This is a genomic window from Streptomyces sioyaensis, assembly GCF_004122735.1.
GTDB lineage: Bacteria > Actinomycetota > Actinomycetes > Streptomycetales > Streptomycetaceae > Streptomyces > Streptomyces sioyaensis.
Window position 1 is genome coordinate 26,158 of sequence record NZ_SDIF01000038.1, and the last position, 19,133, is coordinate 45,290.

Below are 19,133 nucleotides of genomic sequence, written 5' to 3' on the forward strand. Positions count from 1 at the left end.
GCCCCGGGTGCGGTGGTCAGACCTGGTAGCGGTCCGCCGCGAAGAGGTGCACGTTCTCGGCCACCCACTCCGAGGTCCACTTCAGGCCCTGCTCCAGGGACACCTCCGGCCGCCACGAAGCCCATTCGCGCGCCCGGGAGTTGTCGGACAGCAGCCGCTCGACCTCACTGCCGGCGGGCCGCAGCCGCTCGGCGTCCACCACCACCTCGGCCTCCCGGCCCGAGGCCGCTATCAGCGCCTCGGCGAGCGCCCCGATGGAGATCTCCCGCCCGGTGCCGAGGTTGACGACCTCGCCCAGCGCCCGGTCGCAGTCGGCCAGCGCCAGGAACCCGGCGGCGGTGTCGGTGACGTAGGTGAAGTCGCGGGTCGGGGTGAGCGAGCCGAGCTTGATCTGCCGGGCGCCGGCGTGGAGTTGGGCCAGGATCGTGGGGATCACGGCCCGTGCGGACTGGCGGGGGCCGTAGGTGTTGAACGGCCGCACCACGGTCACCGGCAGCCCGAACGCGTGCCGGTGCGACAGCGCCATCATGTCCGCGCCGATCTTCGAGGCGGAGTACGGCGACTGCGGCTGCAGCGGGTGGTCCTCACCGATCGGCACGGTCAGTGCGGTCCCGTAGACCTCGCTCGTCGACGTGTGCACCATCCGGCGCACCTCGTACCGCCGGCAGGCCTCCGCGACGTTCTCCGTGCCCACCACGTTCGTCTGCACGTACGCGCCCGGCGAGTCGTAGCTGTACGGGATCCCGATGAGCGCGGCGAGATGGAAGACGGTGTCGCAGCCCGCGACGGCGTCCATCACCCGGCCCGCGTCCCGGACGTCCCCCGCGATCATCTCGACCGGGGAGCCCGGCACCAGATAGCGCGCCAGATTTCCCTTTTCGGCGTACGGCTTGTAGTGGACGAAGGCGCGTACCTGGGCGCCGGCGTCCACCAGCATGTCGACGAGGGCCGAGCCGATGAATCCCTCGGCCCCGGTGACCAGGACCTTGCGGCCGGCCCACTGCTGTGCGGTGTGGTTGCTCATGCGGACTCCTTCAGAGGGGTGGTCGAGTGCAGGGAGGCGGTCGAGTCATGGGGGTGACCGGCCAGTGCCAGCGCCTTGGCGGCGAGCAGGTCGGCGGCCCGGGCATGGGTACCGGGGTCGGCGGCCCGGCCCATCGCGGCGAGCCGGGCGGGGTTGTCGAGCAGCGGGGTGACCAGTGCGTCCAGCCGCCCGTCGGAGGCCTCCGCGTCGGGCAGCAGCAGCGCCGCCCCGGCGTCGGAGAGCACCCGCGCGTTGTGCGTCTGGTGATCGCCCGGTGCGTGCGGATACGGCACGAGGACGGCCGGCATCCCGATCGTGGCCAGCTCGGCGACGGTCGCCGAGCCGGCCCGGCACACCACGAGATCGGCCGCCGCGTACGCCAGATCCATCCGGTCCAGATACGGCACGGCCTCGGCGACCGCCGAGCCGCCGTTCTCCGCCAGCCGGGCGGAGGTCTCCTCCAGGGCCGCGGGCCCGGTCTTGATCAGCAGCCGCAGGTCCCGGCGCCCCCGGTAGCGGCCGGCCAGTCCGATGGCCGCCTCGGTCAGCCGGGCCGCCCCCAGGCTGCCGCCGTTGACCAGCAGCAGCCGGGCCCCGTCCGGGACGCCGAGCGCCCGGCGGGCCGCGGGGCGCAGCGCCGTACGGTCCAGCTCGGCCAGCGGCCCCACCAGTGGCATCCCCACCGTCTCGGCCCGGTCGCCGCCCGCCAGATGCTCCCGGCTGCGGTCGAAGGCGAGGGCGAGGTGCGGGGTGAGCCGGGCGGCGAACTTGTTGGCCCGGCCGGGCACCGCGTTGGACTCGTGGATCAGGCTCGGCAGCCCGGCCATCCGCGCCCCGACGATCACCGGGGCGCTCGGGTAGCCGCCCATACCCACCGCGACCTGGGCCTTTTGTTCCTTGAGGATCGCCCGACACTGGGCGCCCGAGCGAAGCAGCGCGGCCGGCAGCAGATAGCGTCGGGCGCCGAGCGAGGGATCGAAGGGAATCATGTCGACGGTGTGCAGCCGGTATCCGGCCTGCGGGATCAACGCCTTCTCCAGGCCGCGTTCGGTCCCGACGAAGGAGATCACCGCGTCGGGCACGGCCCGGCGGAGGGCGTCCGCGAGGGCGAGACCGGGATAGATGTGGCCGCCGGTGCCGCCCGCACCGATCACGACAGAGAGTGGTGTGCGCATGGCCGCCACGCTCGCGTTACGCCCTAAGAAGCTTCTAAGAGAGGTGTTTGGCAGCCTATGTCCATGCCGCCCACGCCCGGAAACACCCCCGCCGCCAGGATCCTCGTCGTCGATGACGAACCGGAGGTGCGCGCCGCCGTGGAGGACGGCCTCGCCGTGGAGGGCTATGAGGTACGCGGCGCCGCCGACGGACTGGCCGCCCTCTCGGAGGTCGCCTCCTGGCAGCCGGACGCCCTCGTCCTGGACGTGATGATGCCCGTCCTGGACGGACTGGCCGTCTGCCGCCGGCTGCGCGCCCTGGACGACCGCACGCCCATCCTCGTGCTGACCGCGCTGGACTCGGTCAGCGAACGGGTCGACGGCCTCGACGCCGGCGCCGACGACTACCTCGTCAAACCGTTCGCCCTGGACGAGCTGGTCGCCCGGGTCCGCGCGCTGCTGCGCCGCGCCTCGACCACCGCCGTCGAGGACTCCCGCCTCACCTTCGGCGACCTGGTGGTCGACCCGCTGACCCGCAGCGGCCACCGGGGCGACCGCCCCCTGGAGTTCAGCCGCACCGAATGGGCCCTGCTGGAACTGCTGTTGCAGAACCCGGGGCAGGTGCTGCCCCGGGAGGTGATCCTGGAGCGCGTCTGGGGCCGCGACTTCGGCCCGGACTCCAACTCCCTGGCCGTCTACATCGGTTACCTGCGCCGCAAACTGGAGGCCGACGGCGAGCCCCGGCTCGTCCACACCGTGCACGGCATCGGCTACCGCCTCGGCCACGCGGAGGGCGCATGACCGGCACCCGCGGCCTGGGAGCCCGCTGGCGGCGCAGGCGCCCGCTGCGCACCCGGCTGGCGCTGGCGGCCTCCGCCGCGGTGGCACTGGTGGCGGTCGGCGTCTGTGCGGCGGCGTTCGTCGTCATCGACTACCAGATGACCCGCCAGCTCGGCCGGAACCTGGCCCAGGCGGCCACCGAGGCCATCCGCCAGCGCCAGAACTGGGGCCCGACGCCGAGCGACACCCTCTGCCAGTACCCGGCCTCCACCTGCATCCAGATCGTGCCGTCCGACCCCGCCAAGGACCCGCGCAAGCCGTATGTGCTGCCCGTCTCGGACGCCACCCGGAAGGTCGCCGCCGGCCGGCATCCGGCCTTCTACCAGAAGACGTCAGTGGCCGGGCAGCCGGTCCGGATGCTCACCACGCGCCTGGGGAACAGGGACGAGGCCGTGCAGGTCGCCCAGCGCTCCGACTCCGTCGACCGGAGCGTGGAACAGGCCGCCTGGGCGCTGTCCACGGTCGGCGCCGGCGGGGTGCTGCTGGCCGCCGCCCTCGGCTACTGGGTCTCGCGTACCGGCCTGGCCCCGGTCGCCCGGCTCACCGCCACCGCGGAGCGGATCGCCGCCACCCGCGACGCCGGCCACCGCATCGACGTGCCCGCGGAGCCGCTCGCCCGGGAGGACGAGATCACCCGGCTGGCCACCAGCTTCAACACCATGCTCGACGCGCTGGAGCAGTCGGTCACCTCCCAGCGCCGGCTGGTCGCCGACGCCTCCCACGAGCTGCGCACCCCCCTGACGGCGCTCCGCACCAACGCCGAACTCCTTGCCCGCGCCGACCGCCTGACGGATGCTCAGCGCGACCGCGCCTCGGCCGCGCTGGGCCGCCAGCTGCGCGAGGTCACCACGCTCGTCAACGACCTGATCGAACTCGCCCGCGACGAGGAACCCCGGCCGCTGGTCGAACAGGTCCGCCCGGCCGCCCTTCTGGAGCATGCGGTGGCCACCGCCGGCGAGCACTGGCCGGAGATCACCTTCACCACCGGCATCGACCCGGCCGCGGCGGACCGCACGGTCCCCGGAGTGCCGGCCCGCCTCTCCCGGCTGCTGTCCAACCTCCTCGACAACGCCGCCAAGTTCTCCCCGCCGGGCGGCCCGGTGGACGCCGAACTCACCCTCCGCGAAGGGGAGTTGCAGCTGACCGTCCGCGACCACGGCCCCGGCATCGCGCCCGAGGACCTCCCCCATGTCTTCGACCGCTTCTACCGCGCGAAGGCCGCCCGCGCCCTGCCCGGTTCGGGGCTGGGCCTGGCCATGGCCCGGCAGATCGCCCGCGCGCACGGCGCCGAGCTCAGCGCCGAACAGGCGCAGGGCGGCGGGGCGCTGTTCCGGCTGCGGATGCCGGCCGGAGTGGCATAACGGGGACGCCGTCACGCTTCACGAGGCCGGTACGTGGCGCCGACCCCCTCGGCCTCCGCTTCCGCTGCCTTCTCCTCGACCTTCGCCCGGACCGCCTGCCGGTCCTGCGGCGACATCGACCGCCAGCTCTCCCTCATCCCCGCAATGCCGTCGGTGAGCGCCCGGAACCCTGACGGGTCGTCGAGGACGTCCTTGAGCTCCAGGCGGCCGCCGAGCATCTTGCGGGCCACGTCCTGGAGTTCGGAGGGCGCGTCGGCGTTGTCGCGCACGGCGCGCAGGGCGGAGGTGAGGTGCTCGTTCTGCTCCTCGGAGAGGTCCCTCTCCTCGATGGGGTATTCCCGGTCGCCGGGGTGGGTGAAGGCGTTGTTGCCGGTCATGGGGCAGGGCTCCTGTCGGACGGTACGGGTCTGCGTCAGCCGAACGCGTGGCGGACGCGTGCGGCCTCGTCCTGGCCGTCGTTGTCGGTGTCGGTGTTGCTCTCGGCGCGGGACCTGGCAGCTCCGCCCGCGGGGGCAGCGGACGACGAGTTCGAGCCGTCGGAGCCGCCGCTGGAGGACGACGAGCCGCCGGAGCCGCCCTCGGAGGAACCGCCGGAGCCGCCTTCGGAGGAACCGCTGGAGCCGCCCTCGGACGAGCCGCCGGACCCGCCTTCGGACGAGGACGAGGACGACGAGGAACTGGAACCGCCCTCGGAGGAGCTGCCGTCGCCGCCTTCCGACGACGTGCCGTCACCCGAGCCGGCCGGCTCGGGGTCCTTGTAGGTGGCGCCGTAAGCGGTCTTGGCCACCTTGGCGACCTTCTGCTCCCCCTCGTAGGCCTGCGTGAGGCCCTCGCCGACATCGCCCGTCGCCATCTTTCCGAGACCCTGGCCGACCTCGCCCACACCCTTGGCTCCGTCGACGACCTCTGTCCCCTTGTCGACAAAGGGCTTGGCCACGGCCTCACCCGCAGCCCCGAAGGAGAACCCCTTCTGCGCCCCGAAGTGGCCCTTGATCCCCTGCGTGGCGAGGTTCCCGGCGAGCTTCTTGCCGGCGTCGATACCGAGTTCCTTGGCCAGATCGATCGCGATCTCCCTGCCCGACCGCTTCACCTTCTGGGCGATGGCGTCCTTGATGGCCTGGATGATCTGGTCCTTCGCCTTGCTGATGATCTGGCGAACCATGACCCGGGTGGTCGCCGTGGCGGCGGCCGCCCCGGCCTCGGAGGCCCCCAGCGTGACCGGCGCGGCGGCCTGGGCGGCCGCGAACTCGAAGGCCAGCGCGATGAGTTGGGCAATCACCGCGAGCTTCATCACCATGATGATCGTGGCCACGATCTGCAGCACGATGGCAAGCGCCTCGGCGGCCTCGGCGGACTCATCGAGAAAACCGCCTCCGGAGAACTTCTTCCATTTGTTCTCGAATGCCTCGATCGCCTCGCCGGAGTTGGCGCCGCGCACCGTGCTGGCAGCGCCGTCGCCCTGCTGCTGGGCCGAACGAACGGAGGCGGCGAAGTTACTCCAGGCCTCAGCCGCGTCGCGCATCTTGTCCTCGTCGATATTGGGCCATTGGAAGCCCAGTAGATCGAGGACCCAGTCGACCTCGACAGGAAGCATGATGGTGGCCACTATGACTCACTCCCCCGGGAAGCGTATTTTCGTTGTTGTTCTATGGGGTGTTGTGGGGGTCTACCGAGTTGATTCGGCGTCAATTCGCGAACTTGGGGCGGTTCGCCGCGAACTTGGCAAGGTGATCGTGCTGGTCCTGCTCGGTGGTGGCGTAATGCCCACCCGTCGCCTCGAGTTTCTCCCCGATCGTGGAGAGACCTTCACCAAGGGTGGGCATCGACTTCACGAGACCTGCACTCACCGGCGCATAGACGTCCATGAAATACTTGATCAAATCGTCGTCGCCCCAGTCTTCAGCCTCTTTGAGCGTGGCCGCCAACTTCTTTGCGGCACCGCTGAAATCAGAGCCAATACCATTGAAGACTCCGCCCTGCGACGTCAGGACGGCCGGATCCACGTCGTATCCGGAGCCTGCCATGGGTCCCCCTTATTCTCGGCTGCATCAGGAATCCGCCGAAGCGTGTGCCGTACGGTAGCCGATGTCTGTGCCTGCCGGAGTCCCGGCCGATGACCATGAAAGGGAATTCCCTCAATGTCCAACTCTCCGCAGATGTCTGGGAAGACACCTTTGAAGACGCTATGCGGGCACCTTTTCTTCCTCGCTGTCGCTCTGGTGTTCTTCACCGTCTTCTTCGTCAAAGGGCTGACCTCGGCGGGCCTCACGGGCACGCACGGAATCTTCACGGTCAAGGAATGCGTCCGGGAAAGCACAAGCCACCGCTCCACGGCCTCGCAGTATTACGACTGCAACGGCACGTTCCGCTCGGACGACGGGAAGACCGTGGACAACAAGGCGTCCTTGGGCAACCTCGACACCGGGTACGACCCGGGCTTCGAACTCGCGGTCCAGGGGCACGGCGACAGCACCGTTCTCAGCGCCCTGTCCGCCGCGACCTACACCGTCGCCGGTCGCGGAGCAGCCATAGGAAACTTCGCCACCGGCTTCGGCGGTCTCCTCTTCATCGTCCCCGTGTTGCTCTTCTCCTGGCTCACGCGCTTCGATGCCACCACTCGCACGATCGCCCAGCAGTGGGCGGCGTGGCGGGCGACCGCCGGCACCCGAACCCGCAAGATCGTGCTCGGCGCCGCCGCGGCGGCCCTCTTCGGCGCCTTCGTCATCAGCCCGGCCCTCGGCTTCGCCCTCACTGCCGGCAGCTGAGACGTGCGGGCGGGGCCGTCAGCGCGACGGCCCCGCCCGCATGAGCAGAGCCAGAACCCGGCCGGCTCAGAACCCGGCCGGCTCCGTATAGATCCCCCACTCGTCCCGCAGCACTCCGCAGATCTCGCCGAGCGTCGCCTCGGCCCGTACGGCCTCCAGCATCGGCTCGATCATGTTGCCGCCGTTGCGGGCGGCGGTGAGCATGTCCTCCAGTGCGGCCCGCACCTGGGCGTCGTCGCGGGCCGCCTTGCGCTCGGCGAGCACCCGCACCTGCTCGCGCTCGACCTCGTGGCTGACCCGCAGGATCTCCAGATCGCCGGTGACCGAGCCGTGGTGGCAGTTGACGCCGACGACCTTCTTGTCGCCCTTCTCCAGCGCCTGCTGGTACCGGAAGGCGGACTCGGCGATCTCGCCGGTGAACCAGCCGTCCTCGATGCCGCGCAGGATGCCGGAGGTCATCGGGCCGATCGGGTGCTCGCCGGTCGGGACCGCCCGCCGGCCGCGCTCCTTGATCTGCTCGAAGATCTTCTCGGCGTCCGCCTCGATCCGGTCGGTCAGCGACTCGATGAACCACGAACCGCCCAGCGGGTCGGCGACATTGGCGACGCCGGTCTCCTCCATCAGCACCTGCTGGGTGCGCAGCGCGATCTCCGCGGCCTGCTCGCTCGGCAGCGCCAGGGTCTCGTCCAGGGCGTTGGTGTGCAGCGAGTTGGTGCCGCCGAGCACGGCCGCCAGGGCCTCGACGGCGGTGCGTACGACGTTGTTGTACGGCTGCTGGGCGGTCAGCGAGACGCCGGCGGTCTGGGTGTGGAAGCGCAGCCACTGCGCCTTCTCGCTCGTCGCGCCGTACACGTCGCGCATCCAGCGGGCCCAGATCCTGCGCGCCGCCCGGAACTTGGCGATCTCCTCGAAGAAGTCGAGATGCGCGTCGAAGAAGAAGGACAGGCCGGGGGCGAAGGTGTTGACGTCCAGTCCGCGGGAGAGGCCCAGCTCCACATAGCCGAAGCCGTCGGCCAGCGTGTACGCCAGCTCCTGCGCGGCCGTCGCGCCCGCCTCGCGGATGTGGTAGCCGGAGACCGAGAGCGGCTTGTACGCGGGAATGCCGTGCGCACAGTGCTCCATCAGGTCGCCGATCAGCCGCAGATGCGGCTCGGGCTGGAAGAGCCACTCCTTCTGCGCGATGTACTCCTTGAAGATGTCCGTCTGGAGCGTGCCGTTGAGGACGGCCGGGTCGACGCCCTGGCGCTCGGCGGCGACGAGGTACATGCAGAAGACCGGGACGGCCGGGCCGGAGATCGTCATCGAGGTCGTGACGTCACCGAGCGGGATGTCCTTGAAGAGGACCTCCATGTCGGCGGCGGAGTCGATGGCGACGCCGCAGTGGCCGACCTCGCCGAGCGAACGCGGGTCGTCGGAGTCCCGCCCCATCAGGGTCGGCATGTCGAAGGCCACGGAGAGGCCGCCGCCACCGGCCTTCAGGATCATCTTGTAGCGCTCGTTGGTCTGCTCGGCGTTGCCGAAGCCGGCGAACTGGCGGATCGTCCAGGTCCGCCCGCGGTAGCCGGTCGCGTAGAGCCCCCGCGTGAAGGGGTACTCGCCCGGCCACCCGATCCGCTCGAACCCCTCGACCGCGTCCCCCGGCCGGGGCCCGTACGCCGGCTCGACGGGATCGCCCGAGAGCGTGGTGAAGTCCGCGTCCCGCTTACGGGCGGAGTCGTACCGAGCCTGCCAGCGGCGGCGGCCCTCATCGATCGCATCAGCGTCCATACCTTCGAATTTACTAGGACGTCCTAGTAATTGTCGACGGGAGCGGGCCCCTGAGTCGCCACACGGGTCACTTTTGTCACTTTCCGTAACTGGACGCACACGACACAACGCGCCCGTCCTCGAAGGGCAGGCGCGTGAGAAGGGGCGGGCCCGCCGGCAGAAGGGGCGGGCCGCCGTCAAACGGGGCGGTCCCCGTCAGGCCTTCACCGGCTCCGGCGTCCGGTCGGCGAGCAGCGGCTCGACCTCGCGGACCACCGTGCGCTCGACGAAGAACGCGGCGGTGGGGATCGTCCCGGCGACCAGCACCCACAGCAGCTTGCCGAACGGCCACTTGGCCTTGGAGCCCAGGTCGAAGGCGAAGATCAGGTACACGATGTAGAGCACGCCGTGGATCTGGGAGACGACCAGGGTGAGGTCCTTCCCCATCCCGAAGCCGTACTTGAACACCATGCAGGTGCAGAGCACCAGCAGCATCACGGCGGTGATGTAGGCCATCGCCCGGTAGCGGGTCAGGACGCTTCGCTTCATGCCCCGAGCGTAACCACCGGTTCCGGGGCGATCTTCGCCGCCCCCCGGGGAACGGGAGGCGGGTCACTCGTCCTTGAAGTCGGCCGCCGCCACCCGCAGCGGCCGCAGCAGCGCGAAGATCTCCGCGCACTCCTCGGCGTCGTACGTCCCGAGCCCGAAGTCCATCGCCATCAGCTCGCGGGTCGCCGCGTCGCACACCTCACGGCCCTTTTCGGTGATGGTGGCGAGCGTGCCCCGTCCGTCGTTCGGGTTGGGCCGCTTGGCGACGAGACCGGACTTCACCAGGCGGTCGACAGTGTTGGTCACCGAGGTCGGGTGCACCATGAGCCGCTCACCGATCTTGGACATCGGCAGCTCACCGGCCTTGGAGAAGGTCAGCAGCACCAGCGCCTCGTACCGGGCGAAGGTCAGTCCGTACGGCTTGACCACCGCGTCCACCTCGGACAGCAGGATCTGATGGGCGCGCATGATCGAGGTGATGGCGGCCATCGACGGCACGGCACCCCATCGCTGCCGCCACAGTTCGTCGGCGCGCGCGATGGGATCGAAGGCAAGGCTGAGCGGCTTCGGCACGCGTCCGACCCTACCGGGCGGCCACATCGTGGTCAGGCGCGTCTCATTTTCGGTCCCGGCCGCCGACCCCGGCCACCCCCGCGCACCGGCCCGGCGGACGCCCGGTCCGGCCCCGGCGCCGTACGCCGTACCTCGGAGATCACCGCCAGTACGCAGACCGCCCCCAGCACCCCCGCGGCCGGCATCACGACCCGCAGGGGCGCCCACTGCGCGGCCACCCCGGCCAGCCCCATCGCGAGCCCCATCACGGTCATCCGCCCCGCCTGCATCACCGTCATCGCCTGGCCCAGCAGCTCCTCGGGGACCGCGGCGACGAACCAGCGGTCGACGCCGAAGTTGTACGAGATCCCGGTGCCGGTCAGCACCAGCAGCAGCACCGCCCAGCCGAGCGAGGGCCGCGCAGCGAACCCGAGCGAGGGCAGGACGGCGAAGACGCCCATGGGGAAGGTCAGCCGGGCCCGGGCCCGCGGCCCGAGGAACGCGCCCACCAGGCTCTCCGCGACCACCGCACCGATCGGCATGCTGCACAGCAGCAGCCCCGTCCCGGCCGGTCCCACCCCCAGCAGGCCGGAGTAGGGGACCAACAGCGCCTCCGGGACGACGACGAACGCCGGCGGCAGCCACGTCAGCAGCAGCAGCGCCCGCACCCGGCGGTCGGCCAGCAGCCGCCGGACACCGCCCAGCGAGGCCCCCACCAGCGCACCGCGCCCTGTGCCCCCGCGGGCCGGCCGCGCCCGGGTCCCCACCCGCAGCAGCAGGGCCGAGGCGAGGAACGTGCCCGCGGTGAGCGCGAGCACCGCCCGCGGGGACACCGCGGCGAGCAGCAGCCCGCCCGCCGCGAACCCGGCGAGCTGTGCGCCCTGGTTCACCAGGCGGATCACCGAGCGCCCCAGCACGAACAGCTCCCCCTCGCCGAGGGTCTCGCCCAGCGTCGCGGCCCGGGTGCCGGCGAAGACCGGCGCGATGGCGGCGAGCACACAGCGCAGCGCCAGCAGGACCGCGACGGGTGTGCCCGGCAGCACCATCCCGGCCGCCGCCAGGGCACACAGCAGATCGCAGCCGACCAGCACCCGCCGGGCCGGACAGCGGTCGGCGACCGCCGACAGCAGCGTCCCGCCGACGGCGTACGGCAGCAGCCCCAGCGCAAAGGTCAGTGCGCTGAGCAGCGGCGACGCGGTGATCCTGAAGACCAGCACGGACAGCGCGAGCTCGCAGACGACCACGCCGAGCGAGGACAGCAGATGGGCGGCGAAGACGTAGCGGAATTCGTGGACGGCGAAGACGGCGCGGTACCCGGCCGAACGGGCCTCGTCGGCGCGCGGAGCTCGGTCCGCAGCTCGGCCGCCGTCAGGGCAGGCGGGGGTGTGGCCCGACGGCGCGGGCCCGGAGGGCGAAGGCATGGCCGCAGCCTGCCGGAGCCCGCCCGCGCCCCGTACTCTTTCGGCTCCAGCCGAATCCTGGGTCGGGGAGGGGAGCGAGCCCGGTCATGCCGGTGAACCTGCACTTCGGCGCCGACGACTTCCTCCGCGTCCGCTTCGCCGTCTCCCCGCTGTGCGAGACCCACGAGGCGGTACGCACCCTGCGCCGCACCGATCGGCACGGCTATCACGCCCCGTGGCTGCGCCGGATGCGCCGGACCCTGGCCGGCCTGGACCTGACACCGCTGTGGCTCTTCATGCCGTCGTCGCCCCCGGGCTACACCCCCGACTTCTTGGGCCGCCCGCCGGAGGCCCCGATGGCGGGCTTCGACGAGGAGCTGGCCCGGCTGCGGGCCACCGATCCGGCCCTGGCCCGCGCCGAGATGGCCAAGTCGCTGGCGGGCCGGCCGGATGCCGCGCGCTCGGCGCGCGGCCGGGCCGCGCTGGCGGATCCGGCACGGGCGGTCCGAGAGCTGGCGGATGTCACCGAACGGGCCTGGCGGGCGCTGCTCGCCCCGGACTGGCCCCGGCTGCGGGCGCTGCTGGAGGCCGAGATCGCCTACCGGTCACGCCAGTTGGCGGACGGCGGACTGCGGCGGCTGTTCGCCGATCTGCATCCGCGGCTGTCCTGGTCGGGTGAGACCCTCACCGTCCGCACCCGTACCGACTTCGTCCAGATGCAGGACCTGGACGGCCGCGGGGTCCTGCTGCTGCCCAGCGTCTTCGTCTGGCCGGACGTGGTCAGCGGGTTCGACCCGCCGTGGCAGCCCACCGTCATCTACCCGGCGCGCGGCATCGGCGGGCTGTGGACCGAGCCGGAGACCGGCCCGGCGCTGGCGCGGCTGCTGGGAGCGAACCGCGCGGCCGTACTGGCCGCCCTCGACACGCCCGCTACCACGACGGACCTGGCCCACCGCCTCGGACTGGCGGCGTCCTCCGTCTCGGGGCATCTGGCCGTGCTGCGCGACGCCGGGCTGCTGACCGCGCGCCGGGACGGACACCGGGTGCACTACGAGCGCACGCCGCTGGGGATCACGCTGGCGGCGGGCGGCTGAGCGCGGGTCAGGGGGCGTCGCCGTCGGCGAGGTACCGCTCCACGGTCGCCACCTTCGACGTCAGGCCGTCCGTGACACCGGGCCGGATATCGGCCTTGAGCACCAGCGAGACCCGCGCGGAGCGGGCCTCGACGGCCGCGACCGCGCGCTTGACGACGTCCATGACCTCGTCCCATTCCCCCTCGACGGAGGTGAACATCGCGTCCGTACGGTGCGGCAGACCGGACTCGCGGACGACCCGGACCGCGTCGGCGACGTACTCACCGACGTCCTCGCCGACGCCCAGCGGGCTCACGGAGAAGGCGACGATCATGCGTTCAGCACCCCTTCCTTGCGGGCGCGGGCCGCGATCACGCCGGCCTCCTCCTCACGCTTGAGGACCCGGTCCCCGTAGAGGCCGCCGAACGGGACGATCGCCAGTACGAAGAAGAAGGCGACGCGCTTGACGGGCCACTTGGTGCGGTTCCACACGTCCAGCAGCAGCACGACGTAGGTGATGAAGAGCAGGCCGTGGATCATGCCGAGCGGCATCACCAGGGAGTCGTAGTCGAAGGCCAGGCGGAAGCCGGTGCCGAAGATCAGCAGCGCCGGGAAGGAGATGGCCTCCGGGACGGAGGCCAGGCGCAGTCGGTGCAGGGCGGCAGCGGTCTTGATGTCCACGGGAACCTCGTTCGGGTGGCAGATGGGCGGTCGGCGCGCAGCGCCGTCTTGTGGGGGTGGAGGTCGGGCGACGGGCGGGCGCATTGCTTGTGCAAGAGTTCACAAGCTTCGCCCCATTGTTACAGCCGCCCCGGCGATCACTGCGCCGGGGGGCCGTGGCCACCGGCACCCCCGACGCGCACCGCCCGGAGATCAGGGCGAAGTCAGGGTCACGGGGCCTGCCGCGGGCGGCCGGCGCCGACTACCGTCTGACGCGTGGCTCAGTTTCGGCTCCAGGGGAGCAAGGTGCTCGCCGTCGACATGACGGGCGACGCCGTCAAGGCGAAAAACGGTGTGATGGTCGCGTACGACGGCCAGATGTCGTTCAAGAAGATGACCGGCGGCGGCGAGGGCCTGCGCGGCATGGTCACCCGGCGGCTCACGGGTGAGCAGATGGCCGTGATGGAGGTGAAGGGCCACGGCACCTGCTACTTCGCGGACCGCGCCAGCGAGATCAACCTCGTCCGGCTCCAGGGCGAGAAGCTGTACGTCGAGGCCGACAACCTCCTGTGCACGGAAGCCGCGCTGCGTACCGGCACGACCTTCACCGGCCTGCGCGGCGCCTCCCAGGGCCACGGCCTGTTCACCACCACCGTCGAGGGCAGCGGCCAGGCGGCGATCATCTCCGACGGACCCGCGGTGGTGCTGCGGGTCACCAAGCAGTCCCCCCTCCAGGTCGACCCGGGCGCGTATGTCGCCCACACCGGCGACCTGCGGCAGCACTTCCAGTCCGGGGTCAATTTCCGCACCTTCCTCGGGGAAGGCTCCGGCGAGGCCTTCCAGATCCGCTTCGAGGGCGAGGGTCTGGTCTACGTCCAGCCCAGCGAGCGCAACACCGTGGGCGGTGAGGTCTGATGCCGTTCACGGCGCTCAACTCCCGCATGGTGGAGGCCCGGATCGGTCCGGGCCAGCGGCTCTTCAGCCAGCGCGGCGCGATGCTCGCCTACCGCGGCGAGGTCTCCTTCACCCCGAACATCCAGGGCGGCCAGGGCGGTGTCGGCTCCATGATCGGCCGCCGGATCGCCGGCGAGGCCACCCCCCTGATGACCGTCGAGGGCACCGGGACCGTCATGTTCGGGCACGGCGGCCATCACGTCCATGTCGTCGACCTGACCGGCGAGACGCTCTACGTCGAGGCCGACCGGCTGCTGGCCTTCGACGGCTCGCTGCACCAGGGCACGATGTTCATGGGCTCCCAGGGCGGGGTGATGGGCATGGTGCGCGGCCAGGTCACCGGCCAGGGCCTGTTCACCACGACCCTCAAGGGCGTCGGCTCGGTCGCGGTGATGGCGCACGGCGGCGTCATCGAACTGCCGATCACCCCCCAGCGCCCGGTCCATGTCGACCCGCAGGCCTATGTCGCCCACCGCGGCGACGTCCGCAACAAACTGTCCACGGCGCTCGGCTGGCGCGACATGGTCGGCCGCGGCTCGGGCGAGGCCTTCCAGCTGGAGCTGTCGGGCCAGGGCACCGTCTACGTCCAGGCCTCGGAGGAAAAGCTTTGACCGGTCCCGTCATCCACGACGTCTCCTCGCTCCCCTCCGACGACAACGTCCACGCCTACGCCTTCAGCGTCGAGCTGAACGGCCAGTGGTTCCTGCAGAAGGGGAAGATGATCGCCTACTACGGGCAGATCGACTTCCACGGCATCGGACACGGCCGCCTGGACCGTCTGATCGCCGGCAGTTTCCATTCGCCACTGCACGCCGCGGACTGGGTCGTCGCCGAGGGCCGCGGAAAAATGCTGCTGGCGGACCGTGCCTTCGATGTGAATTCCTTCGATCTGGAGGACGGCAATCTGACGATTCGCTCGGGCAACCTGCTCGCATTTCAGCCATCTCTGTCGCTGAAGCAGTCCATCATCCCGGGCTTTCTCACCCTCATCGGTACGGGCAAGTTCGTGGCCGCGTCCAACGGACCGGTGGTCTTCATGGAGCCGCCGATCCGGGTCGACCCCCAGGCGCTCGTCGGCTGGGCGGACTGCCCGTCCCCGTGCCACCACTACGACCATCAGTACCTGCGCGGATTCCTGGGCGGGCTGCGGGCGCACACCGGGATCGGCGGGGCGTCCGGCGAGGAGCACCAATTCGAGTTCGTCGGCGCCGGCACGGTGCTGCTGCAGTCGACGGAGCAGCTGATGCCGGAACTGGCAACCGGGGCAGTACCCACCGAAGCGGGCGTTCCGGGCGCGGGCGGACACGTCCCGCAAAGTGGCTCACAACTGCCCCAGCTGCCCGGCAACCTCGGGAGCCTCCAGCGCCGTTTCGGCCTGTGAGCGGTACTCTGCGGACGGTGACCTCGAACGTCTGACCAACACCCGGCCCCCCGCCGGTCGAGTCGCCACCCCCACCCATTTAATTCAGTATTCAACATTTACGGGTAGAATTCCTCCATGACGACCGACAGCGACACCCCCTGGCTGACCGACCAGGAGCAGCGTGCCTGGCGCACTCATCTGGACGTCAGCAGACTGCTGATGCACCAACTCGAGCGCGATCTGCAACCGTTCGGCCTGACGAACAACGACTACGAGATCCTGGTCAACCTTTCCGAGGCCGAGGACCGCCGGCTCCGGATGAGCGACCTGGCCGCCAGCACCCTGCAGTCCAAGAGCCGTCTCTCCCACCAGATCACCCGGATGGAGAACGCCGGGCTGGTGCGCCGCGAGAGTTGCGAGTCGGACCGCCGTGGCCTCTACGCCGTGCTCACCGAGGAAGGCTGGGACACCATGCGCCGGGTCGCCCCCCACCACGTCGCATCGGTCCGCAAGCACTTCATCGACCTGTTCTCGGCCGAGGACCTCCAAGCGCTGCGCGCCTCGCTCACCCCCGTGGCCGAACACCTCCGCACGGAGCGCGGCGGCGTCTGACCGGCCGGACTCGGCCCCCTGAGCGGCCGGGCCCCGGCTCCCCGAGCGGCCGGGCCCCGGCTCCCCGAGCGGGCCGGGGCCCGGCCGGCCGGGCTCAGCCGGCCACCGGCAGCCGCATCTCGAACACCGACCCCGTGCGCACGGCCAGCGAGCCGCCGTGCCGCACCGCGACATCGCGCGCGATGGCCAGCCCCAGCCCCGCCCCGCCGTCGTCCCGGGCCCGTGCGTCGTCGAGCCGCACGAACCGCTCGAAGATCCGCTCCCGCTCGCTCTCCGGCACCCCGGGCCCGTCGTCCTCGACCCGCAGCGCCAGCTCCTCCCCCTCGCGCACCACGGCCACCCGTACGGACCCGTCGGCATGCCGCTGCGCATTGTCCAGCAGATTCCCCAGCACCCGCGCCAACTGACCGCGCGACCCTGCCACTTCCCCGCTCGCCAGCTCCCCGATCCGCACCGGAACCCGGTCCGCGACCCGCTGCGAGGTCTCCTCGCGCACCATCGCGGCCAGCTCGACGCGGGTGTCCGCCGGCCGCTCCCCCGCGTCCAGCCGGGCCAGCAGCAGCAGATCCGCCGCCAGCCGCTGCAGCCGCACGGTGTCCACCACCGCACCCGGCACATCCAGCAATTCCGGATGCGCCACCGCCACTTCGAGCTGGGTGCGCAGGCTCGCGATCGGGCTGCGCAGCTCGTGCGAGGCATCGGCGACGAACCGCCGCTGCCGCTCCACGGACAGCTCCAGCGCCGCCAGCGTCTCGTTGGTGGTCCGCGCCAGCCGGCCGATCTCGTCCCGCGACGACGGCACCGGCACCCGCCGGCTCAGATCCGTACTCGCCGTGATCGCGGCCATCTCCCCGCGGATCCCCTCCACCGGCCGCAGCGCCCGCCGGGTGACCAGCCAGGTCACCCCCGCCACCACCACGAGCAGCAGCGGCAGCCCGATCAGCATGGCGTCGCGCACCGACGCGACGGCGTCCTCCTCCGGCGCCAGCGCCGACCCCGCCCGCACCGTCGCCTGCGCACCCCGGCTGTCCTTGGCCTCGACCGCCGCGAACCGGTAGCCGGCCACCTTCCCCCCGACGTCGGCGCTCCCGTCCCGGAGGTCGACATCGTCATCGATCTCCCCGGGCCTGAGCCGCGGCCCGTCGTCGTCGCCGTCCTCGTCGTCCGCCGACCGCCCCGGCCCGGAGCCCGGCGCCCCCTGCCCCGCGCCCACGGGCTTCCCGTCCACGGCCCGCACGTCCTCACCGACGGCCAGCACCCGCCCGTCGTCGCCGGTGACCACCACCGGACGGTCCTCACCGTCCGGCAGGTCCAGCTTGCCGTACGGCGTCCCCGTCGCGATCTGGCCGGCCACGTCCCGCGCCGCGACCTCGGCCTGCAGCCCCGCCTGGTTCTGCAGATGGCCGCGCAGCACCAGCAGCACGGCCGTCCCCGCGGCGACCAGCGCCAGGGCCACCACCACCGTCGCGCCCGCCGCCGCCCTGGCCCGTACGGAGCCCAGCGCCCTACCCATCGGCCACCAGCCGGTATCCCGCGCCGCGCACCGTCACGATGTGGCCGGCGCCGAGCTTGCGCCGCAACGCACTCACATACACCTCGATGATGTTGACATCGCCTTCATAGGCGAAGTCCCAGACATGCTCCAGAATCTCCGCCTTGGAGACCACCTCGCCCGCCCGCAGCGCCAACTGCTCCAGCACGGCGAACTCCTTCGCCGTCAGCACCACGCCGTCGCCGTCCCGCTCGACCCGCCGCGCCCCCTGGTCGACGGCCAGCGACCCCACCCGCAGCACCGGCTCGGCACTCCGGCCGCGCCGGCGCAGCAGCGCCTTCACCCGCGCCACCAGCACCACGTACGAGAACGGCTTGGTCAGATAGTCGTCGGCGCCGGTGTCCAGGCCCTCGGCCTCGTCGTACTCGCCGTCCTTGGCGGTCAGCATCAGGACCGGCATCTCGTGACCGGCGGCGCGCAGCGCCCCGCACACCCGGTAGCCGTTCATCCCCGGGAGCATGATGTCGAGCACGAGCAGGTCGTAGCCGCCCTCGCCCGCCCGTTGCAGCCCTTCCAGACCGTCGTGCACCACGTCGACCGCGTACCCCTCGGCCATCAGGCCCTTGGCCAACGACAGGGCCAGCCGCTTCTCGTCCTCGACGATCAGGAGCCGGAACGGGCGGCGTGCGGCGCCGGGATGGGCGTGGCGCGATACGGGCGGGTGCATGCGCCCACCCTGCCATCCGGAACCTGAAGGCCCCTTCAGGCTGCTTCAGCTCCCCTTCAGCTTCGATCCGTCACGGTGTGGGCACAGTCGATCGCAAGGGGAGAAACCACATGAAGCGCCACCTCATCATCGCCACCGCCGCCGCGGCCGCCCTCATCGCGGGCGGCACGGTGACCGCCGTCGCGGCCACCAGCGACAGCGGCTCCGGCGGCGCGCAGGCCGCGGCACAGCAGACCGCCCACACGGCACCGTCCGGCCCGGGCACCGCCCAGGTGCAGGACGGCCGGTCGAGCATCCGCATGGCGGACGGCAACGACGGCCAGGGGGACATCCGCGAGGCGAAGGCCGCCAAGGTGACCGCACCGGACGCCGCGGCCGCCGCCCTCAAGGCCGTCCCCGGCACCGTGACCGGCCTCGACCTGGACGCGGACCGCCCCGGCCTGGTCTGGGACGCGGAGGTACTCGGCAAGGACGGCAAGCAGCACGAGGTCACCCTCGACGCCGGCACCGCGCGGGTGCTGAACCAGCACCTCGACCGCGGGGACGACGACGACCGCGGCCCGCAGCGCGCCGCCCTCACGAACGCCCGGACGACCGCGGCGGAGGCCGCCCGTTCCGCGGCCCCGCGCGGCACGGTGACCTCCGTCGAGCTGGACGACGACCACGGTCCGAAGCCCGCCTGGGAGGTCGAGACGATCACCAAGGACGGCAAGGAGCACACCTTCCTGGCCGACCCGCAGTCGGGCAAGCTGACCGCGGCACCGGCGCAGGACGCCGACGACAACGACGGCTCGGACGACTGACCCCGGGCTCCCCGGCCAGGCCCCCGTCCCCGTTCGCGGTGGACGGGGGTCGCGCCGT

General features: G+C 71.6%; 22 protein-coding genes. 9 read left to right on the forward strand and 13 right to left on the reverse strand.

Features of this window, described 5'->3' with window-relative positions; all coding sequences use genetic code 11:
* Positions 1-16 precede the first annotated feature (16 nt).
* Both EST54_RS15690 and EST54_RS15695 read right to left on the reverse strand, forming a co-directional pair.
* Entirely contained in the window at positions 17-1,024 is a 1,008-nt protein-coding gene (locus EST54_RS15690) for an SDR family NAD(P)-dependent oxidoreductase (protein WP_129248243.1), read from the reverse strand.
* Positions 1,021-2,199, reverse strand: a complete 1,179-nt coding sequence (locus tag EST54_RS15695; protein WP_129248244.1) for a UDP-N-acetylglucosamine--N-acetylmuramyl-(pentapeptide) pyrophosphoryl-undecaprenol N-acetylglucosamine transferase — start codon at positions 2,197-2,199, stop codon at positions 1,021-1,023. Before EST54_RS15695 ends, EST54_RS15690 begins: the two co-directional genes overlap by 4 nt.
* A 57-nt stretch (positions 2,200-2,256) precedes the next feature.
* Between EST54_RS15695 and EST54_RS15700 the strand changes: the two genes are divergently transcribed.
* A complete protein-coding gene (locus EST54_RS15700; RefSeq protein ID WP_129248245.1) occupies positions 2,257-2,979 on the forward strand; it encodes a response regulator transcription factor in 723 nt (240 codons plus the stop codon).
* Complete coding sequence (locus tag EST54_RS15705; RefSeq protein WP_129248246.1) at positions 2,976-4,379, forward strand: sensor histidine kinase; 1,404 nt, start codon at positions 2,976-2,978, stop codon at positions 4,377-4,379. The genes EST54_RS15700 and EST54_RS15705 overlap by 4 nt, the downstream gene beginning before the upstream one ends.
* 11 nt (positions 4,380-4,390) lie before the next feature.
* Here the strand turns inward: EST54_RS15705 and EST54_RS15710 are convergent, their stop codons facing one another.
* The 3 genes from EST54_RS15710 to EST54_RS15720 form a co-directional block, all read right to left on the reverse strand.
* On the reverse strand, positions 4,391-4,756 hold the full coding sequence (locus EST54_RS15710; RefSeq protein WP_129248247.1) for a hypothetical protein: 366 nt from the start codon (positions 4,754-4,756) through the stop codon (positions 4,391-4,393).
* Between the two features lie 35 nt (positions 4,757-4,791).
* Positions 4,792-5,973, reverse strand: coding sequence for a WXG100-like domain-containing protein (locus tag EST54_RS15715; protein WP_129248248.1), 1,182 nt, complete (start codon positions 5,971-5,973; stop codon positions 4,792-4,794).
* A 91-nt stretch (positions 5,974-6,064) separates the two neighbouring features.
* Entirely contained in the window at positions 6,065-6,403 is a 339-nt protein-coding gene (locus EST54_RS15720; protein WP_129248249.1) for a WXG100 family type VII secretion target, read from the reverse strand.
* 132 nt (positions 6,404-6,535) lie between these two features.
* On the opposite strand from EST54_RS15720, the gene EST54_RS15725 reads away from it, so the two are divergent.
* Positions 6,536-7,144, forward strand: a complete 609-nt coding sequence (locus EST54_RS15725) for a hypothetical protein (RefSeq protein ID WP_129248250.1) — start codon at positions 6,536-6,538, stop codon at positions 7,142-7,144.
* A 66-nt stretch (positions 7,145-7,210) separates the two neighbouring features.
* On the opposite strand, the gene EST54_RS15730 is transcribed toward EST54_RS15725, so the two are convergent.
* The 4 genes from EST54_RS15730 to EST54_RS15745 form a co-directional block, all read right to left on the reverse strand.
* Positions 7,211-8,911 (reverse strand): acyl-CoA mutase large subunit family protein, encoded by a 1,701-nt coding sequence (locus EST54_RS15730; protein WP_129248251.1) that lies wholly within the window; start codon positions 8,909-8,911, stop codon positions 7,211-7,213.
* Positions 8,912-9,106: 195 nt separating this feature from the next.
* Positions 9,107-9,439 (reverse strand): DUF3817 domain-containing protein, encoded by a 333-nt coding sequence (locus tag EST54_RS15735; RefSeq protein ID WP_129248252.1) that lies wholly within the window; start codon positions 9,437-9,439, stop codon positions 9,107-9,109.
* Between the two features lie 63 nt (positions 9,440-9,502).
* Positions 9,503-10,012 (reverse strand): MarR family winged helix-turn-helix transcriptional regulator, encoded by a 510-nt coding sequence (locus EST54_RS15740; RefSeq protein ID WP_129248253.1) that lies wholly within the window; start codon positions 10,010-10,012, stop codon positions 9,503-9,505.
* A 32-nt stretch (positions 10,013-10,044) separates the two neighbouring features.
* Positions 10,045-11,412, reverse strand: coding sequence for an MFS transporter (locus EST54_RS15745; RefSeq protein WP_129248254.1), 1,368 nt, complete (start codon positions 11,410-11,412; stop codon positions 10,045-10,047).
* An 86-nt stretch (positions 11,413-11,498) separates the two neighbouring features.
* Here EST54_RS15745 and EST54_RS15750 point away from each other — a divergent pair, with 86 nt between their 5' ends.
* On the forward strand, positions 11,499-12,485 hold the full coding sequence (locus EST54_RS15750; protein ID WP_129248255.1) for an ArsR/SmtB family transcription factor: 987 nt from the start codon (positions 11,499-11,501) through the stop codon (positions 12,483-12,485).
* A 7-nt stretch (positions 12,486-12,492) separates the two neighbouring features.
* Here the strand turns inward: EST54_RS15750 and EST54_RS15755 are convergent, their stop codons facing one another.
* Together EST54_RS15755 and EST54_RS15760 are read right to left on the reverse strand one after the other, a co-directional pair.
* Positions 12,493-12,798, reverse strand: a complete 306-nt coding sequence (locus EST54_RS15755) for an MTH1187 family thiamine-binding protein (protein ID WP_129248256.1) — start codon at positions 12,796-12,798, stop codon at positions 12,493-12,495.
* Positions 12,795-13,145 carry a DUF3817 domain-containing protein gene (locus EST54_RS15760; RefSeq protein ID WP_129248257.1) on the reverse strand — a complete coding sequence of 117 codons (351 nt, stop codon included), beginning with the start codon at positions 13,143-13,145 and terminating at the stop codon, positions 12,795-12,797. Before EST54_RS15760 ends, EST54_RS15755 begins: the two co-directional genes overlap by 4 nt.
* Positions 13,146-13,400: 255 nt before the next feature.
* Between EST54_RS15760 and EST54_RS15765 the strand changes: the two genes are divergently transcribed.
* The 4 genes from EST54_RS15765 to EST54_RS15780 all read left to right on the forward strand — a co-directional run bounded on the left by EST54_RS15765 (position 13,401) and on the right by EST54_RS15780 (position 16,053).
* On the forward strand, positions 13,401-14,039 hold the full coding sequence (locus EST54_RS15765; RefSeq protein WP_129248258.1) for an AIM24 family protein: 639 nt from the start codon (positions 13,401-13,403) through the stop codon (positions 14,037-14,039).
* Positions 14,039-14,689, forward strand: a complete 651-nt coding sequence (locus EST54_RS15770; RefSeq protein ID WP_129248259.1) for an AIM24 family protein — start codon at positions 14,039-14,041, stop codon at positions 14,687-14,689. The genes EST54_RS15765 and EST54_RS15770 overlap by 1 nt, the downstream gene beginning before the upstream one ends.
* Positions 14,686-15,459, forward strand: coding sequence for an AIM24 family protein (locus EST54_RS15775; protein ID WP_129248260.1), 774 nt, complete (start codon positions 14,686-14,688; stop codon positions 15,457-15,459). The genes EST54_RS15770 and EST54_RS15775 overlap by 4 nt, the downstream gene beginning before the upstream one ends.
* Positions 15,460-15,576: 117 nt before the next feature.
* Entirely contained in the window at positions 15,577-16,053 is a 477-nt protein-coding gene (locus EST54_RS15780) for a MarR family winged helix-turn-helix transcriptional regulator (protein ID WP_006603059.1), read from the forward strand.
* A gap of 94 nt (positions 16,054-16,147) precedes the next feature.
* On the opposite strand, the gene EST54_RS15785 is transcribed toward EST54_RS15780, so the two are convergent.
* Together EST54_RS15785 and EST54_RS15790 are read right to left on the reverse strand one after the other, a co-directional pair.
* Positions 16,148-17,554, reverse strand: coding sequence for a sensor histidine kinase (locus EST54_RS15785; RefSeq protein WP_129248270.1), 1,407 nt, complete (start codon positions 17,552-17,554; stop codon positions 16,148-16,150).
* Positions 17,555-17,558: 4 nt separating this feature from the next.
* Positions 17,559-18,272 (reverse strand): response regulator transcription factor, encoded by a 714-nt coding sequence (locus EST54_RS15790; RefSeq protein ID WP_129248261.1) that lies wholly within the window; start codon positions 18,270-18,272, stop codon positions 17,559-17,561.
* 110 nt (positions 18,273-18,382) lie between these two features.
* On the opposite strand from EST54_RS15790, the gene EST54_RS15795 reads away from it, so the two are divergent.
* Positions 18,383-19,075 (forward strand): PepSY domain-containing protein, encoded by a 693-nt coding sequence (locus tag EST54_RS15795; protein ID WP_129248262.1) that lies wholly within the window; start codon positions 18,383-18,385, stop codon positions 19,073-19,075.
* Positions 19,076-19,133: the final 58 nt, after the last annotated feature.